Genomic DNA, 14,679 nt, shown 5'->3' on the forward strand with positions numbered 1-14,679 from the left:
TGCACACACGGCGGATGCCGGGCCCGCCGCGGACGGGCGGTCCCGGCATCCGGGGTGGTCGCGCTAGACCAGCGACTCCTGCCAGGCGGCGTGCAGCCGGGCGAACCGTCCGTCGCCGCCGATGAGGTTCGCGGGCGCATCGTCCTCGATGATGCGGCCGTGCTCCATCACCAGCACGCGGTCGGCGATCGCCACCGTCGACAGGCGGTGCGCGATGATGATCGCCGTGCGGTCGGCCAGCAGGGTCTGCAGCGCGTCCTGGATGAGCCGCTCGCTCGGGATGTCCAGCGACGCCGTCGCCTCGTCGAGGATCAGCACCGCCGGGTTCGCCAGGAACGCACGCGCGAACGAGATCAGCTGACGCTGCCCGGCCGACACACGTCCGCCGCGCTTGTTGACGTCGGTGCCGTACCCGTCCGGCAGGGCCTCGATGAACTCGTGCGCGCCGACGGCGCGGGCCGCGGCCTGGATCTCCTCCAGCGTCGCGTCGGGCTTGCCGAGCGCGATGTTGTCGGCGACGGTCCCGCTGAACAGGTACGCCTCCTGCGTGACCATGACGATCGCGCGCCGCAGGTCCTTCGGGTGCATCGAGCGCAGGTCGACGCCGTCCAGCGTCACGCGCCCGCGCGTCGGGTCGTAGAAGCGCGACACGAGCTTGGCGAGCGTGGACTTGCCTGCGCCGGTGGTGCCCACCAGCGCGATCGTCTGCCCCGCGGGGATGTCCAGCGAGAAGTCCGGCAGGATGACGCGGTCGTCCTGGTACCCGAAGAGCACGTCCTCGAAGCGGATGCCGCCCTTTGCGGTCCACAGGTCCACCGGGTCCACGGGATCGGGGACCGTCGGCTCCTCCTCGAGCACGCCCGACACCTTCTCGAGCGCCGCCGTGGCGGACTGGTAGGAGTTCAGGAAGAACGCGACCTCCTGCAGCGGCGAGAAGAAGTTGCGGATGTAGAGCACCGCCGCCAGCAGGATGCCGACCTCGATGCCGCCGCCGACCACGCGGATGCCGCCCCACAGCAGCACGAGCGCGATCGAGGTGGAAGCGACCGCCATGAGTGCGGGCTCGAAGGTGCCGAACAGACGGATGGAGCGCATGTTGACGTCGCGGTAGTCGCTCGCGAGCTTGCCGAACTCCTCGTCGTTGCGCGGCTCCTTGCGGAACGCCTTGACGGCGCGGATGCCGGTCATCGTCTCGACGAACTTCACGATCACCTGGGCGCTGATGACGCGCGATTCGCGGTACACCACCTGCGAGCGCAGGTAGAACCAGCGCATCAGGAGGAACAGCGGCACGCCCATCCCGACCAGGATCAGCCCCGACTGCCAGTCGATCAGCAGCAGCGCGACGAGCGTGAACACGCCGTACAGGATGCCGGTGACCAGCTCGTTCAGTCCGCCGTCGAGGAGCTCCCGGATGGAGTCGAGGTCGCTGGTCTGGCGCGAGATGATGCGGCCCGACGTGTACGACTCGTGGAACTCCAGACTCAGGCGCTGGGTGTGCAGGAAGATGCGCTTGCGCAGGTCCAGCATGACCGCCTGCGTCAGGCGCGCCGACACCACGACGTACCAGCCGATGAGGCCGGCACCGCCGATCGCGGTGACGAGGTACACCACCACGACGCCGATCGCCGGCATCCAGTCGAGACGGTCGATCACCGCCGGGAGCGCATTGTCGATGCCGTACGCGATCAGGGCGGGGCCGGCGACGCGGAACGCCGTCGACACGACCAGCACGGCGGCCGCGAGCACGAGCTGCCAGCGCAGCGGCGACACGAGCGAGCCGAGCAGGCGCAGCGAGCGCCGGCGGATCGCGCGGCTCTCCTCGCGTGTGTAGTCGGAGCGGTCCTCGCCGCTGGTTCCGGTCACGGATGCGGTGCTCACAGGGCCACCTCCTTCTCTCGTCGGTCGGCTTCTCGCTCGCGCTGCTCGGCCTCGGCGTCCTCGAGGCTCGAGATCACGTGGCGGTAGTGCTCGCTGGTGTGCAGCAGCTCGGAGTGCGTGCCCACGGCGGTGATGCGGCCGCGCTCCAGGAGCGCGACGCGGTCGGCGAGCATGACGGTGGAGGGGCGGTGCGCGACCACGAGGGCCGTCGTGTCCGACAGCACCTGCCGCAGCGCGTCCTCGACGAGCGCCTCGGTGTCGACGTCGAGGGCCGACAGCGGGTCATCGAGCACGAGCACCGCGGGGCGGGCCGCGACGGCGCGGGCCAGGGCGAGGCGCTGGCGCTGGCCGCCCGAGAGCGACAGACCCTCCTCGCCGATGATCGTGTCGACCCCCTGCGGGAGCTCGTCGACGAACCCTGCCTGCGCGACGGCGAGCGCCTCGCGCAGCACCCTCTCGGCCTCGGCCGATCCGGGCACGAGGTCCTCGCGCCCGAGCAGCACGTTGTCGCGGATGCTCTGCGAGAACAGCGTCGCGTCCTCGAAAGCCATGCCGACGTGTCGGCGCAGCTCCTCGAGGGTGAGGTCGCGCACGTCGACGCCGTCGAGCGTCACGCGCCCGCCGGTGACGTCGTACAGACGCGTCGGCAGGGTCGTCAGCGTCGTCTTGCCCGAGCCGGTGAGCCCGACCAGGGCCATGGTCTCACCGGGACGCAGCACGAGGTCGATGCCGTCGAGGAGGTCGCGCTCGGAGGCCGCGGCGTCCTGGTAGCGGAAGTGCGCCCCCTCGAACGCCAGCTCGCCGCGCACGTCGTCGACGGTGCGCACATCGTCGGCATCCGTGATCGTGTTCTCCTCGTCGAACACCTCGAAGAGGCGGTCGGTCGCCGTGCGGGCGTCGAGCATGAACGAGAAGAGGAAACCGATCGACTCCATCGGCCAGCGCAGCACGGTCGCCATGGCGAAGAACGCCACGAGCTCGCTGGTCTGCAGCTGACCGAGCTGGACGAGGTAGATGCCCGCGCCGAGGCACAGCGCGAAGGCGATGTCGGGCAGCAGCACGAGCCAGAACCAGATCCAGCCGACCGCGCGTGCCTTGCCGAGCTCCGTCTCGCGCAGCGTCTCGGCCTGCCGCGCGAACTTCAGCAGCGCGTGCTTCCCGCGGCCGAAGGCCTTCAGCACGCGGATGCCGTGCACGCTCTCCTCCACGGCGGTCGCGAGGTCGCCCGCCTGATCCTGGCTGCGGCGCGCAAGGGTGCCGTACGACTTCTCGAAGCGGTATCCGGCGTACCACAGCGGCGCCGACGTGATGAGGAACACCGTCCCCAGCAGCCAGTGCCAGCGGAACAGCAGCAGCGTGCCCACGGCGATCGTGAGGACGTTGACGACCAGCAGCACGAGACCGAACGCCATCCAGCGTCGCAGCATGCTGATGTCCTGCATCATGCGGCTGAGCAGCTGGCCGGACTGCCAGCGATCGTGGAAGGCGACCGGCAGGCGCTGCAGACGCGAGTAGAACCCCTGGCGGATCTCGTACTCGACGCGCGTCGCGGGCCCCAGGATGAACCAGCGGCGCAGCCACACCATGAGGGCTTCGGCAAGGCCGAGTCCGAGGATGGCGGCCGAACCCCACGCGATCTGGGCGATGTCGCCGGAGGCGATCGGGCCGCCGACGACGACCTCGAGCACGAGCGGGATCGACAGCGCGAGCAGGCTCGCTGCGAGCGCGCTCGCGGCCCCGAGGCCGAGGCGCGGCAGGACGGGGCGGGCGAACGGAATCAGCCGCGCCAGCGCGCGGAAGGTGGACAACTGGGACCGTGGCGGTTCAGCGGTGGTGGTCATGATCCTTGTGGGGAGGGTGGAGCGGATGGCCCGGTTCGGGCCAGGAGAGATGCGCGAAGCGCGCCGGAACGCGAAGTCCTTGTGGGGAGGAACGCTCCGGAGGACGGCGGTATGCCGGAAAGACGAATGCCCGGTCGAGCCGGGACGGGAGCGACTAACCCCGGATGCGAAGGCGCTCGAGCCCTGCGACGGCGGCGGGGAGGAACGTGGTCTTCGCGGCAGCGGCGACGGTGTACATGACAACCTCCCAAGGGCGAGCGGAACGTCGCGATCGCGACAGCCCTCCAGCATAAGCCTGAGAGGCAGCTGGGTGCAAGCGCTCTCCGAGACCCGGAGTCAGGCCGCTTCGCGCGCGAGCAGGCTCCGCTTGACCTCGACGCCCCATGCGAAGCCGCCGAGACCTCCTCCGGTGCGCAGCACACGATGGCAGGGCACGAAGAGGGCGGGGGCGTTGCGGGCGCAGATCGAGGCCGCCGCCCTCACGGCCGAGGGCGAGCCGAGCGCCGTGGCGAACTCGGCGTACGTCAGCGGGCGCCCGGGAGCGATGCCGCGCAGGGCCTCCCACCCGGCCCGCTGCATCGCCGTGCCGTCCTGGCGCACCGCGACGCGCGCGACGGCGTCGAGGTCGCCGGCGTAGTAGGCGGCGACCGCGTCGGCGGCATCCGTCGTCCCCTCGACGACCTCCGCGGGGCGCAGGGCGGGGCGGATCCGCTCGAGCACGGCGACGACGTCGCCGGTCCAGCCGGACGCGAGCACCGCGCCGTCACCGTCCGCGACGAGCGTGAAGGAGCCGTCGGGGGTCTCGAGGGTCTGGGCGATGGCGGTCATGACGGGTCCTTCCGGGTCCGGGCCTGGGGTGCCGCGCGCCACAGGTGCGCGGTGAGATAGCTGCGCCACGGCGCGAGGCGCTCGGCCCACGCGGCGAATCCGCGCGGGTCCGACGGGACGCCGAGGGCGGCCGCACCGCAACGCACGGCGACGTCGCCGGGCAGCGTCACGTCGGGGTCGCCGAGCACGCGCATCCGCACGTAGTCCGCGGTCCAGGGGCCGATGCCGGGCATGGCCAGCAGCGCTGCGCGCTGGTCGGCGCCGTCGTCGCCGGCGGTGAGGACGAGGTCTCCGGCGGCGAGGGCGGCCGCCGCCCCGGTGATGGCGCTGATGCGGGCTGCCGGGCCGCGCAGCGCCTCCGCGCCGCGCTCGGCGATCGCCGTCATCGTCGGGAAGAGCACCGCTTCGCCGTCGCCGTGCGGCATCCGCTCCCCCAGGGCGTCCGCGAGTCCGGTGAGGGCGGTGCGCGCCGCGGCGACGGTGATCTGCTGCCCGACCATCGCGCGGATGAGCATCTCGTGCGGGTCGGCGGCGCCGGGGACGCGGATGCCCGGCAGCGCCGCCACGCGCCCCGCGATCGCGGGATGCCGTGCCAGCGCGTCGTCGATCGCGACGGGATCGGCGTCGAGGTCGAACAGGCGCCGCGCGCGTGCGACGAGCGGCGCGAGGTCGCCGAGGTGCGTCAGATGCGCCCGCAGCCGCATCCGCCCCGCCTCGGCGCGCACCTCGAACCACGCCGGCCCGCCCGGCAGCCGCAGCGTGCGCGAGAAGGACACCGGGCCGGACTCCTCGACGCCGGGCACGGCGCGCGCGGCCATCCACGCGAACAGGCCCGGCGCGTCGAACGGGGCGCGGTGCGGCAGCAGGAGGTCGATCGTCCCGGCGGTGCGGACGTCGCCGCCCCGGCGACGGGCGCGGAGCTCGAGCGGCGTGAGCCCGAACACCTCGCGCACGGTGTCGTTGAACTGCCGGACGCTGCGGAAGCCCGCCGAGAACGCGACGTCGGATGCCGCGAGGTCGGTGCCCACCAGCAGCATGCGGGCGGTGTGGGCCCGGTGCGCACGACTGAGGGCGAGCGGCCCCGCCCCCAGTTCTGCGGTGAGGAGCCGGGTCAGGTGCCGCGGCGAGTAGCCGAGACGCCGGGCGAGGCCGGGCACCCCGTCGCGTTCGACCACGCCGTCGGCGATGAGGCGCATGGCGCGGGCGGTCGTGTCGCCGCGCAGGTTCCAGGCGGGCGAGCCGGGGGCCGCTTCGGGCAGGCACCGCTTGCACGCCCGGTACCCGGCCTCGTGCGCCGCCGCCGAGGTGGGGTAGAACGTGACGTTGCTCTCCTTCGGCGTGCGCGCGGGGCAGCTGGGCCGGCAGTAGATCCCCGTCGAGCGCACGGCCGTGACGAACTGGCCGTCGAAGCGGGCGTCGCGTGCGTGGATCGCGCGATACCGCTCATCGAAGGTCATCGCCAGGCTCATGCCTCCACTCTGACACGCGCCGGCGACGCCGGCTGGCGGAAATCGGACACGGCCGTGGGCACAGCCCTGCCGCCGGCGCGCAGGCCCGCCGCTCGCGCGTGGACCGGCGCGCGTCGCGTGCAGAACTCCACGGATCTGCACCGATTCGCAGCTGGATCGCCCGCATGGCGCGCGCAGCACCCTGGATCCGTGGAGTTTCGCCGGCCCGCCCGCGACTACTCGACGGACTCAGCCCGGTGCGCCGCCTCCAGTCCGTCCAGCAGCAGGTCGAGGCCGTACTCGAACGAGACGCCGAAGTCGTACCCGGGCTGCATGGCGTGCTCGGCGGTGAACCGCACCAGGTTCGGGTACTGATCGGGCAGGAACGCCGACGAGATCTCGGCGGCGATCTCAGCCGACCCCTCTCCGCCCTGGAACGGCAGGCTGGCCTCCTGGATCGAGAAGCCGTAGACGTACGCGTCGAGCACGGCATACGCGTGAGCGGCGAGCTGCATCGACAGCCCGCCGCCGAAGAAGCACGCGAGCATGGCCTCGTGGTGGCCGAGCGTCTCGGGCCCGGGCGTGCGCCGCGACTCCAGCAGCGGCACGGACCACGGATGCCGCACCAGCACGCCCTTCGCCGAGACGCACCGCGAGCGGACGGCGTCACGCCACGGCAGAGCGGGGTCGGGCGGTGCGATCTTCGCGAACACGGCATCGACCATGCCGTCGAGCACGGTCTCCTTGCCGTCGACGTAGTGGTACAGCGTCATCGGGCCGACGCCCATCTCGCCCGCAAGGGCCCGGATCGTCAGCGCCTCGATCCCCTCACGGTCGGCGAGATCGACGGCGGCGGCCATGATGCGCTCGCGGGTCGGCTTGACGCGCTTGGCGGGAGCGTCCGACATGGATTCCCCTTTCGGTCTTGACTCATCGTACTAAGTACGAGTACCGTCATGACAAGTTTCGTACTAAGTACGACATTATCCACGGGAGGATGCCATGACCACCACGACCACCACCACCGAAGACCTCACGACGACCCGCACGATGCGCGCGGTCGCGCAGGACCGCTACGGCGACGCCGACGTGCTCGCCGTGCAGACCCTGCCCGTCCCCGAGCCGGACGCCGGACAGGTGCTGCTGCGCGTGCGCGCCGCCGGCGTCGACCGGGGCGTGTGGCACCTGATGACCGGCAAGCCCGCCCTGATTCGCGTGCTCGGGTTCGGGTTCCGCCGCCCCAAGCAGCCGGTGCGCGGCGGCGACGTCGCCGGCACCGTGGTCGCCGTCGGCGAGGGCGTCGACCGCTTCGCGCCCGGCGACGAGGTCTTCGGCGTCGCCGACGGCTCGTATGCCGAGTACGCGGTGGCTGATGCCGACAGACTCGCCCCTGCGCCCGCGGAGCTCTCCCCCGCCGAGTCGGCCGTCCTCGCGGTCTCGGGCATCACGGCGCTCTACGCCGTCGAAGAGGTCGCCGACGTCCAGGCCGGCCAGCGCGTGCTGGTGCTGGGCGGCTCAGGCGGTGTCGGATCGTACGTCGTGCAGCTGGCCGCCGCCCGCGGCGCCCACGTGACGGCCGTGGCGAGCGCGGCGAAGGCCGACTTCGTGCGCGGGCTCGGCGCCGAGCGCTTCGTCGACTACCGCGCCGAGGATGTCACGGCGTCCCGCGAGGTGTTCGACGCGATCATCGACACCGGCGGCAACACGCCGGTGCGGCGCCTCCGCCGCGTCCTGTCTCCCACCGGAACGCTGGTGATCGTCGGCGGCGAGGGGGGCGGCTGGCTCACCGGCGGTCTGGGCCGTCAGATCGGCGCATCGCTGCTCTCGAACTTCACGAAGCAGAAGCTCGCCTTCTTCATCTCGCCCGAGGACTCCGGTTCCATGGACCGCCTCTCGGAGCACGTCGCCGCGGGGCGCGTGCGCCCGGCGGTCACCCGCACGTACGCCCTGGCCGACGCGCCGCAGGCGATCGCCGACCTCGTCGCCGGACGCATCGCCGGCAAGGCCGCGATCGAGATCGAGGCGGCGTCATGAGCGCGCACGCCCGCACCCGCAGCCCCTCACCCGACACCGCCCGGACCACCCGCAAGGACAAGACCATGACTCTCACGACTCGCCCGACGTCCGACACCACCCGCGCCACCGCTGCCCTGTGGGCGGGCATCGGCTACGCGCTCCTGTTCGCCCTCGCGATCGTGGCGAACTTCGCCGTCGTCCAGCCCGTGAAGACCGCGGGCTCGGCTGCGGCGAGCGTCGAGGCGATCGCCGCCGATCCGGGCGCGTTCCGCTTCGCCGTGCTCGCCTTCGCCGCGATCTTCGTCATCGACGTCGTCATCGCGTGGGCGCTGCACGTGATCCTGCGCCCCGCGGGCGAGATGCGCTCGCTGCTGGCGGCCTGGATGCGGCTCACCTACACGGTCCTCCTGGGCGCCGGGGTGGCGTTCCTGCACCTGGCCGGACAGCTCGCGACCGGCGGGATCGAGGCGTCCGACGGCCCCGGGCTGGCCGCGCTGCTGCTCGAGGCCTTCGACATCACGTGGCTCGTGGGCCTGATCGCCTTCGGCGCGCACCTGCTGCTGATCGGCGCGATCCTCCTGGACGCACGCCTGGCGCCGCGGATCCTCGCCATCGGCCTGATGATCGCCGGCGCCGCCTACATCGCCGACACCATCGCCCACCTCGTGGTCGCCGACTACGCCGCGATCGCCGGCGTCATGCTCGTCATCGTCGCGATCCCCTCCATGCTGTCCGAACTCGGACTCACCGTGTGGCTGTTCGTCGCCGCGCGGCGGCTGCGCGCCGCCGGCCGCGGCGCCGAGCAGGTCGCAGCGCGGGTCTGACCCGCACCTCCCGCGGCCCCGCCGGTCCCCCGGGCCGGCGGGGCCTTGGTGCGCATGCGCGAAACTCCACGGAATCAGCGGCGAACGGCGCCGGAGCCGCGGCGGGGGCCCCGCGGCGCCCCGATCCGTGGAGTTCTGCACATCGGCTCGAGCGCCATCGCGTCAACCCCCTCGGCACTGCCTGCCCGCGCCGATAGGTTGGGGCGCATGACCGCACGTGAGTACGACGTCATCGTGATCGGCGCGGGCGCGGTGGGCGAGAACGTCGCCGACGCCGCCGTGCGCGGGGGCATGTCCACCGTGATCGTCGAGGCCGAACTGGTCGGCGGCGAGTGCTCGTACTGGGCGTGCATGCCCTCCAAGGCGCTCCTGCGGTCGTCCGCCGCCCTGGGGGCCGCCCGGAGCGTCGGCGGCGCTCGCGAAGCGGTGACCGGCGGCGTCGACCCCGCGGCGGTCTTCGCGAGGCGCGACCGCATCGCGCACGACTGGGACGACTCCTCGCAGGTGCGATGGCTCGAGAAGACCGGCATCGACCTGATCCGCGGTCATGCCCGGTTCTCCGGCCCGCGACAGGTCGCGGTGCGCGGCGACGACGGCTCCGAGCAGGACGTCACCGCCCGGCACGCCGTCGCGATCTGCACCGGGTCGGCCGCGCTGCTCCCCGACGTCCGCGGGCTCGGCGACGTCGCACCATGGACGAGCCGCGACGCGGCGAGCGCCCGCAGCGCCCCGGCGAGTCTCGCGATCATCGGCGCCGGCGTCGTCGCCGCCGAGATGGCCACCGCCTATGCGAGCTTCGGAACCGAGGTCACCGTCATCGGCCGCTCCGGCGTGCTGCGCGGCCTCGAGCCGTTCGCGTCGAAGCTCGTCACGGCCTCCCTCGAGAACGCGGGGGTGTCCGTGCACACCGGGACCGAAGTGGTGTCGGCCCATCGCACACGGGCAGGCTCGGTCCTGACCCTCTCGGAGGGCGAACCCGTGACCGCCGATCAGGTGCTCGTCGCGACCGGCCGCGTCGCCCGCACCGGCGACCTGGGCCTGGACTCGCTCGGGCTCGCGCCCGGCGAGTGGCTCGACGTCGACGACACGCTGCGGGTGCGCGGCTTCGACTGGCTGTACGCCGTCGGCGACGTCAACCACCGGGCGCTGTTCACCCACCAGGGCAAATACCAGGCACGTGCCGCGGGTGCCGCGATCGCCGCACGCGCCGCCGGCGTCCCGGTGGACGACACGGCCTGGGGACCGTACGCCGCGACGGCCGACCACGAGGTCGTCCCCCAGATCGTCTTCACCGACCCCGAGGTGGCGACGGTGGGCTTCACGGCGGAGGCGGCGACCGCGGCGGGCCGGAACGTGCGGGTGCTGGACTACAACCTCGGCTGGATCGCCGGAGCGACCACCCTCGCCGACGACTACCGCGGGCACGCGCGGGCGATCGTCGACGAGGACCGCGGCGTGCTCATCGGGGCGACGTTCGCAGGCCCCGGCGTGGCGGAGCTCCTCCACGCCGCGACCGTCGCGATCGTGGGCGAGGTCCCGCTGGACCGTCTGTGGCACGCCGTGCCGCCCTACCCGACGCTCAGCGAGGTGTGGCTGCGCTGGCTCGAGGAGTACCGCAGCACGTCTGACTGACGCCGGCCGCGCCGGCTCAGTGGAAGAAGTGGCGCTCCCCGGTGAAGAACATCGTCACGCCGGCTTCGCGCGCCGCGTCGATGACCTCCTGGTCGCGCACCGAGCCGCCGGGCTGGACGATCGTCTTGATGCCGCCGGCGATGAGGACGGCAGGACCGTCGGCGAAGGGGAAGAACGCGTCGGATGCCGCAACGGATCCCGCAGCCCGGTCACCGGCCCGCTCGACGGCGAGGCGACACGAGTCGACGCGGTTGACCTGGCCCATGCCGATGCCCACCGTGGCGGAGTTCTTCGCCAGCACGATCGCGTTGGACTTGACCGCGCGGCACGTCTTCCACGCGAAGATGAGGTTGGTCATGTCGGCGTCGGACGGCCGCTCCCCCGACACCAGCTCCCAGTCCTTCGCGACCGACTCGATGTCGTCCGGGAAGCGGTCGGCGTCCTGCAGCAGCAGACCGCCCGACAGCAGCCGCACGTCCATGCGCTCCTGCTTCCAGTCCTCGGGGAGCTTGAGCACGCGCAGGTTCTTCTTCAGCTTGAACACCTCGAGCGCCTCGGGCTCGAAGTCGGGGGCGACGATGACCTCCGTGAAGATGTCGCGCAGGTTCTCCGCCATCTTCAGCGTCACGGTGCGGTTGGCTGCGATGACGCCGCCGAAGGCCGACACCGGGTCGCACTCGTGCGCTCGCAAGTGGGCGCTCGCGATCGGATCGAGAGCCTGCGGCGCCGTCACGGCGATGCCGCAGGGGTTGGCGTGCTTGATGATCGCGACGGCCGGCTTGACCAGGTCGAACGCGGCTCGCAGCGCGGCATCCGCATCGACGTAGTTGTTGTACGACATCGCCTTGCCCTGCAGCTGCGTGGCCTGTGCGATGCCGTGGCCGCCGATCGTGGTGTAGATGGCGGCGCGCTGGTGCGAGTTCTCGCCGTAGCGCAGGACCTCCAGCCGCTCCGCCTTGATCGTCAGGTGCTGCGGCAGATCGCCCTCGTCGACGAGCGTCTCCTCGGCGAACCATGTCGAGACGGCGCGGTCGTACTCGGCGGTGTGCGCGAAGGCGCGCGCAGCCAGATCGCGGCGCTGTGCGAGCGACGTGCCGCCCTCGCCGAGCGACTCGATGATCGCCGGGTACGACTCGGGCGAGACGACGATCGCGACGTTGGCGTAGTTCTTCGCCGACGCACGCACCATCGCGGGACCCCCGATGTCGATCTGCTCGACGACGGCATCGCCCTCGGCGCCCGAGCGGACGGTCTCGACGAACGGATACAGGTTCACCACGACGAGCTCGAAGGGCCGGATGCCGAGCTCGGCGAGCTGGTTCTCGTGGTCTTCGAGGCGGAGGTCGGCGAGGAGGCCGGCGTGGACGGCCGGATGCAGCGTCTTGACGCGGCCGTCGAGGCTCTCGGGGAAGCCGGTGACCGAGGACACGTCGGTGACCTCGTACCCGGCGTCGCGGATGGTGGCGGCCGTCGACCCCGTCGACACGATCTCGACCCCGGCGCCGGCCAGCGCGCCGGCCAGGCTCAGCAGGTCGGTCTTGTCGCTGACCGACACCAGCGCGCGGCGGATCGGCACCACGTCGCGGGGGCGGTAGAGGGCGGGGTCGTGGCTCGGGCCGGCCATACGGTGCTCCTTGGGGGGATGGGGCGGGGTTCAGGTGGGCTGGTGCGCCGTGACGGCGTCCAGGTCGAGCTCACCCGTCGCGACGCGACGGACGGTGTCGATGAGCAGCCGGCGCTCGACCGGCTTGATGCGCTCGTGCAGCGCGTGCTCGCTGTCGCCGGGCAGGACCGGGACCCGCTCCTGCGCCAGGATCGGGCCGGAATCCACACCGTTGTCGACGACGATGACGCTCGCGCCGGTGTGCGTGACGCCGGCGACGAGCGCGTCGCGCACGCCGTGGGCGCCGGGGAACTCGGGCAGGTAGGCGGGGTGCGTGTTGATGATGCGGGGCGAGCGGGCGTCGACGAGCGCCGCAGGCAGGAGTCGCATGAGGCCGCTCAGCACGACCAGGTCCGGGTTCCACACGTCGAGCTGGCGACCGAGCTCGTCTCCCCACGCCTCGCGGGAGGGGAACTGCGCGTACGGGACGAGGAAGGTCGGGATGCCGAAGTCCTCGGCGTGGGCGAAGCCGTCGGCCTGACGATCCGCCCCGACCGCGACCACGCGGGCCGGGAATGCGGGGTCGGCCGCCGCCTCCAGGAGGGCCCGCATATTCGACCCCGCGCCGGAGATGAGGACGGCGACAGTCAGCACCTGATCAGTCTACTCACGCGCGTCCGCGTCGCCCGGGGGTCCTCCGTGGCGCAGCGAGGGCATCGGCGGCAGCGGAGCCGTCTCCTGATCGTCGCTCGCCTGCCGGTCATCGGCGGGACCGCGATCTGCGCGCAACGCGCGGCCGGCCTCGTCGTCGTCCGCGTCGGCGCGCCTGCGCGGCGACAGCAGCAGGATGCCCGCGCCGACGCCGATCTCGAGGCCGACCGCCAGCGCCACCGGCCCCGGTTGCGGCCCGGTCTCGGCCAGCCGGCCGGGGCCGAGGGCGCCCGACGCGAGCCACGCGAGCAGCGCGGCCGCGCCCGCCGACACGGCGACGATGCCGCCGGTGATCGCCAAGCGCGGCCACATCGCCTCGGTCTCGGCGGCCGGCGCCGGGTCGGCATCCGCCTCGAGAGCGGCGAGCCGCGAGCGTGCGATCCATCCGGCGAGGACCCCCACCGCGACGGGTGCGAGGGCGAGCAGCAGCAGCCACGGCGTCGTCGACTCGGGCACGGCGCCGAGGATCGGGATGCCGGGCACGACGCCGACCTGGGTGCCCGCGGGCGAGACGGCCGTGCCGGCGCCGAGCGCGAACCCGGGGCCCGCGACGAAGGCGAGTCCCCACACGACGGCGGTGGGAAGATACGCGAGCTGGGCGAGGGTGATCACGGTCGCGCCGAGCGCGTCGACGTGCCCGGCCTCGAACAGCGCGATCATCTCGTCGGCACCGAGGACGACGGCGACCGCGACGAGCAGGGCGCCGAGTCCCACGAGCCCGGCCACGGCGAGGGCCGAGCCGCGCGTGACGAGCGCCGGCACGGGGCCCCAGGTGCGCGACGCCTCGACGCGGTCGCGCAGCTGCGCGACCCGGCCGGAGCCCGCCTCCGACCATTCGGTCACGATCGCGCCGCCGGCCGCGGGCAGCGCGTACACGAGCGTCGGCAGCAGCACCGCCTGCCACGTCTCGGTCGCGGCGACGGCGGTCGACGAGGTCAGCGCCGCGAGTGCGGCGAGCGCGGCCACGACGACCGTACCCGTGATCACGCCCGTGATCCAGGCTTCGGCCCGCGACGCCCGCACCCCCGATCGCGCGGCGAAGATCGCGGTGAACGTCGCGAAGGCCAGCGGCGGGAGCGACAGGACGAACGACGCGGCGGCGACGTCGATGCCGGTGGCGGCGATGTAGTCGCCCGGGAAGGTCACCCAGACCGGCACGGCATGACCGAACTGCCATATCGTGGCGCTCGCCGGCCACAGCGCCGCCCAATCGGCGGCGCCGTCGAACCCGAGCACCCACAGCAGGGTGAGCGGGGCCAGGATGGCCGCGATGCCGACGGCCACCGCGATGGCGGCGTCGACGGCGGCGAGGATGACGACGGTGAGGCGATGCATGCGCCATCGACCCTACCTTCGGCGCATCGTCCTGCCCGGCGATGCGCGCGCCCGGCGCGCGTCGTGTCGGACCGGTCGATCGCCCGCGGAGGCTACGCCTGCAACGGCTCGAGCGCGAAGACGGCGATCTGTCGATCGGTGCGCGTCTGGTAGACGTCGTAGTCGGGCCACACCGCCGCCGCGCGCTCCCACCACAGGGCGCGCTCGTCGCCGTCGAGTTCGCGGGCGGCGTAGTCGCGCTTGACCGCGCCGTCCTGAAGCTCGACATGCGGGTGCCGCCGCATGTTCTCGGCCCACACCGGCTCATCCGGCGCGCCGCCCTTGGAGGCGACGACCGCGTAGTGCCCGTCGTGCTCGACGCGCATGAGGGCGGTCTTGCGAAGGGCTCCGGTCTTGGCGCCCACCGTGGTCAGCACGATGATGGGCACGCCTCGCAGCGTGTTCGCCTCGGTCCCTCCCGAGGCTTCGAACTTCTCGGCCTGGGTGCGGGCCCATTCGGCGGTCGACGGCTTGTACTCTCCGGTCAGCGGCATCTTCCCACCGTACGACCTGCTGGCTAG

General features: G+C 72.7%; 12 protein-coding genes. 3 read left to right on the plus strand and 9 right to left on the minus strand.

Annotated features, from left to right (window positions below; all coding sequences use genetic code 11):
• Positions 1-63 precede the first annotated feature (63 nt).
• The 5 genes from P0L94_09650 to P0L94_09670 form a co-directional block, all read right to left on the minus strand.
• Complete coding sequence (locus tag P0L94_09650; GenBank protein ID WES62724.1) at positions 64-1,881, minus strand: ABC transporter ATP-binding protein; 1,818 nt, start codon at positions 1,879-1,881, stop codon at positions 64-66.
• Positions 1,878-3,722 (minus strand): ABC transporter ATP-binding protein, encoded by a 1,845-nt coding sequence (locus P0L94_09655; GenBank protein ID WES62725.1) that lies wholly within the window; start codon positions 3,720-3,722, stop codon positions 1,878-1,880. The genes P0L94_09650 and P0L94_09655 overlap by 4 nt, the downstream gene beginning before the upstream one ends.
• A 336-nt stretch (positions 3,723-4,058) precedes the next feature.
• The gene (locus tag P0L94_09660; GenBank protein WES62726.1) at positions 4,059-4,550 is read right to left on the minus strand and encodes a methylated-DNA--[protein]-cysteine S-methyltransferase; all 492 of its coding nucleotides are present in this window, start codon (positions 4,548-4,550) and stop codon (positions 4,059-4,061) included.
• Positions 4,547-6,019 (minus strand): Ada metal-binding domain-containing protein, encoded by a 1,473-nt coding sequence (locus tag P0L94_09665; protein WES62727.1) that lies wholly within the window; start codon positions 6,017-6,019, stop codon positions 4,547-4,549. Before P0L94_09665 ends, P0L94_09660 begins: the two co-directional genes overlap by 4 nt.
• Before the next feature lie 215 nt (positions 6,020-6,234).
• Positions 6,235-6,906: a TetR/AcrR family transcriptional regulator gene (locus tag P0L94_09670; protein ID WES62728.1), complete on the minus strand. Its 672-nt coding sequence runs from the start codon at positions 6,904-6,906 to the stop codon at positions 6,235-6,237.
• A 94-nt stretch (positions 6,907-7,000) separates the two neighbouring features.
• On the opposite strand from P0L94_09670, the gene P0L94_09675 reads away from it, so the two are divergent.
• The 3 genes from P0L94_09675 to P0L94_09685 all read left to right on the plus strand — a co-directional run bounded on the left by P0L94_09675 (position 7,001) and on the right by P0L94_09685 (position 10,470).
• Positions 7,001-8,032, plus strand: coding sequence for an NAD(P)-dependent alcohol dehydrogenase (locus tag P0L94_09675; GenBank protein WES62729.1), 1,032 nt, complete (start codon positions 7,001-7,003; stop codon positions 8,030-8,032).
• Positions 8,029-8,838: a DUF4386 domain-containing protein gene (locus P0L94_09680; protein WES62730.1), complete on the plus strand. Its 810-nt coding sequence runs from the start codon at positions 8,029-8,031 to the stop codon at positions 8,836-8,838. Before P0L94_09675 ends, P0L94_09680 begins: the two co-directional genes overlap by 4 nt.
• Before the next feature lie 207 nt (positions 8,839-9,045).
• Complete coding sequence (locus P0L94_09685) at positions 9,046-10,470, plus strand: NAD(P)/FAD-dependent oxidoreductase (GenBank protein ID WES62731.1); 1,425 nt, start codon at positions 9,046-9,048, stop codon at positions 10,468-10,470.
• A 16-nt stretch (positions 10,471-10,486) separates the two neighbouring features.
• On the opposite strand, the gene purH is transcribed toward P0L94_09685, so the two are convergent.
• From purH to P0L94_09705, 4 genes are all read right to left on the minus strand, one after another.
• Positions 10,487-12,094, minus strand: a complete 1,608-nt coding sequence (gene purH / locus P0L94_09690; GenBank protein WES62732.1) for a bifunctional phosphoribosylaminoimidazolecarboxamide formyltransferase/IMP cyclohydrolase — start codon at positions 12,092-12,094, stop codon at positions 10,487-10,489.
• A 30-nt stretch (positions 12,095-12,124) separates the two neighbouring features.
• Positions 12,125-12,727 (minus strand): phosphoribosylglycinamide formyltransferase, encoded by a 603-nt coding sequence (gene purN / locus P0L94_09695; protein ID WES62733.1) that lies wholly within the window; start codon positions 12,725-12,727, stop codon positions 12,125-12,127.
• A gap of 9 nt (positions 12,728-12,736) precedes the next feature.
• On the minus strand, positions 12,737-14,119 hold the full coding sequence (locus P0L94_09700; GenBank protein WES62734.1) for a DUF6350 family protein: 1,383 nt from the start codon (positions 14,117-14,119) through the stop codon (positions 12,737-12,739).
• Between the two features lie 92 nt (positions 14,120-14,211).
• Complete coding sequence (locus P0L94_09705) at positions 14,212-14,652, minus strand: nitroreductase family deazaflavin-dependent oxidoreductase (protein WES62735.1); 441 nt, start codon at positions 14,650-14,652, stop codon at positions 14,212-14,214.
• Positions 14,653-14,679 lie beyond the last annotated feature (27 nt).

The organism is Microbacter sp. GSS18, from assembly GCA_029319145.1.
Taxonomy (GTDB): Bacteria; Actinomycetota; Actinomycetes; order Actinomycetales; family Microbacteriaceae; genus Microbacterium.

Excerpts from the sequence above, each read along its gene's own strand:
- P0L94_09655 (WES62725.1), bottom strand. The coding sequence starts at position 3,722 with ATGACCACCACCGCTGAACCGCCACGGTCCCAGTTGTCCACCTTCCGC.
- P0L94_09660 (WES62726.1), bottom strand. The coding sequence starts at position 4,550 with ATGACCGCCATCGCCCAGACCCTCGAGACCCCCGACGGCTCCTTCACG.
- P0L94_09665 (WES62727.1), bottom strand. The coding sequence starts at position 6,019 with ATGAGCCTGGCGATGACCTTCGATGAGCGGTATCGCGCGATCCACGCA.
- P0L94_09670 (WES62728.1), bottom strand. The coding sequence starts at position 6,906 with ATGTCGGACGCTCCCGCCAAGCGCGTCAAGCCGACCCGCGAGCGCATC.
- P0L94_09675 (WES62729.1), top strand. The coding sequence starts at position 7,001 with ATGACCACCACGACCACCACCACCGAAGACCTCACGACGACCCGCACG.
- P0L94_09680 (WES62730.1), top strand. The coding sequence starts at position 8,029 with ATGAGCGCGCACGCCCGCACCCGCAGCCCCTCACCCGACACCGCCCGG.
- P0L94_09685 (WES62731.1), top strand. The coding sequence starts at position 9,046 with ATGACCGCACGTGAGTACGACGTCATCGTGATCGGCGCGGGCGCGGTG.
- purH (WES62732.1), bottom strand. The coding sequence starts at position 12,094 with ATGGCCGGCCCGAGCCACGACCCCGCCCTCTACCGCCCCCGCGACGTG.
- P0L94_09700 (WES62734.1), bottom strand. The coding sequence starts at position 14,119 with ATGCATCGCCTCACCGTCGTCATCCTCGCCGCCGTCGACGCCGCCATC.
- P0L94_09705 (WES62735.1), bottom strand. The coding sequence starts at position 14,652 with ATGCCGCTGACCGGAGAGTACAAGCCGTCGACCGCCGAATGGGCCCGC.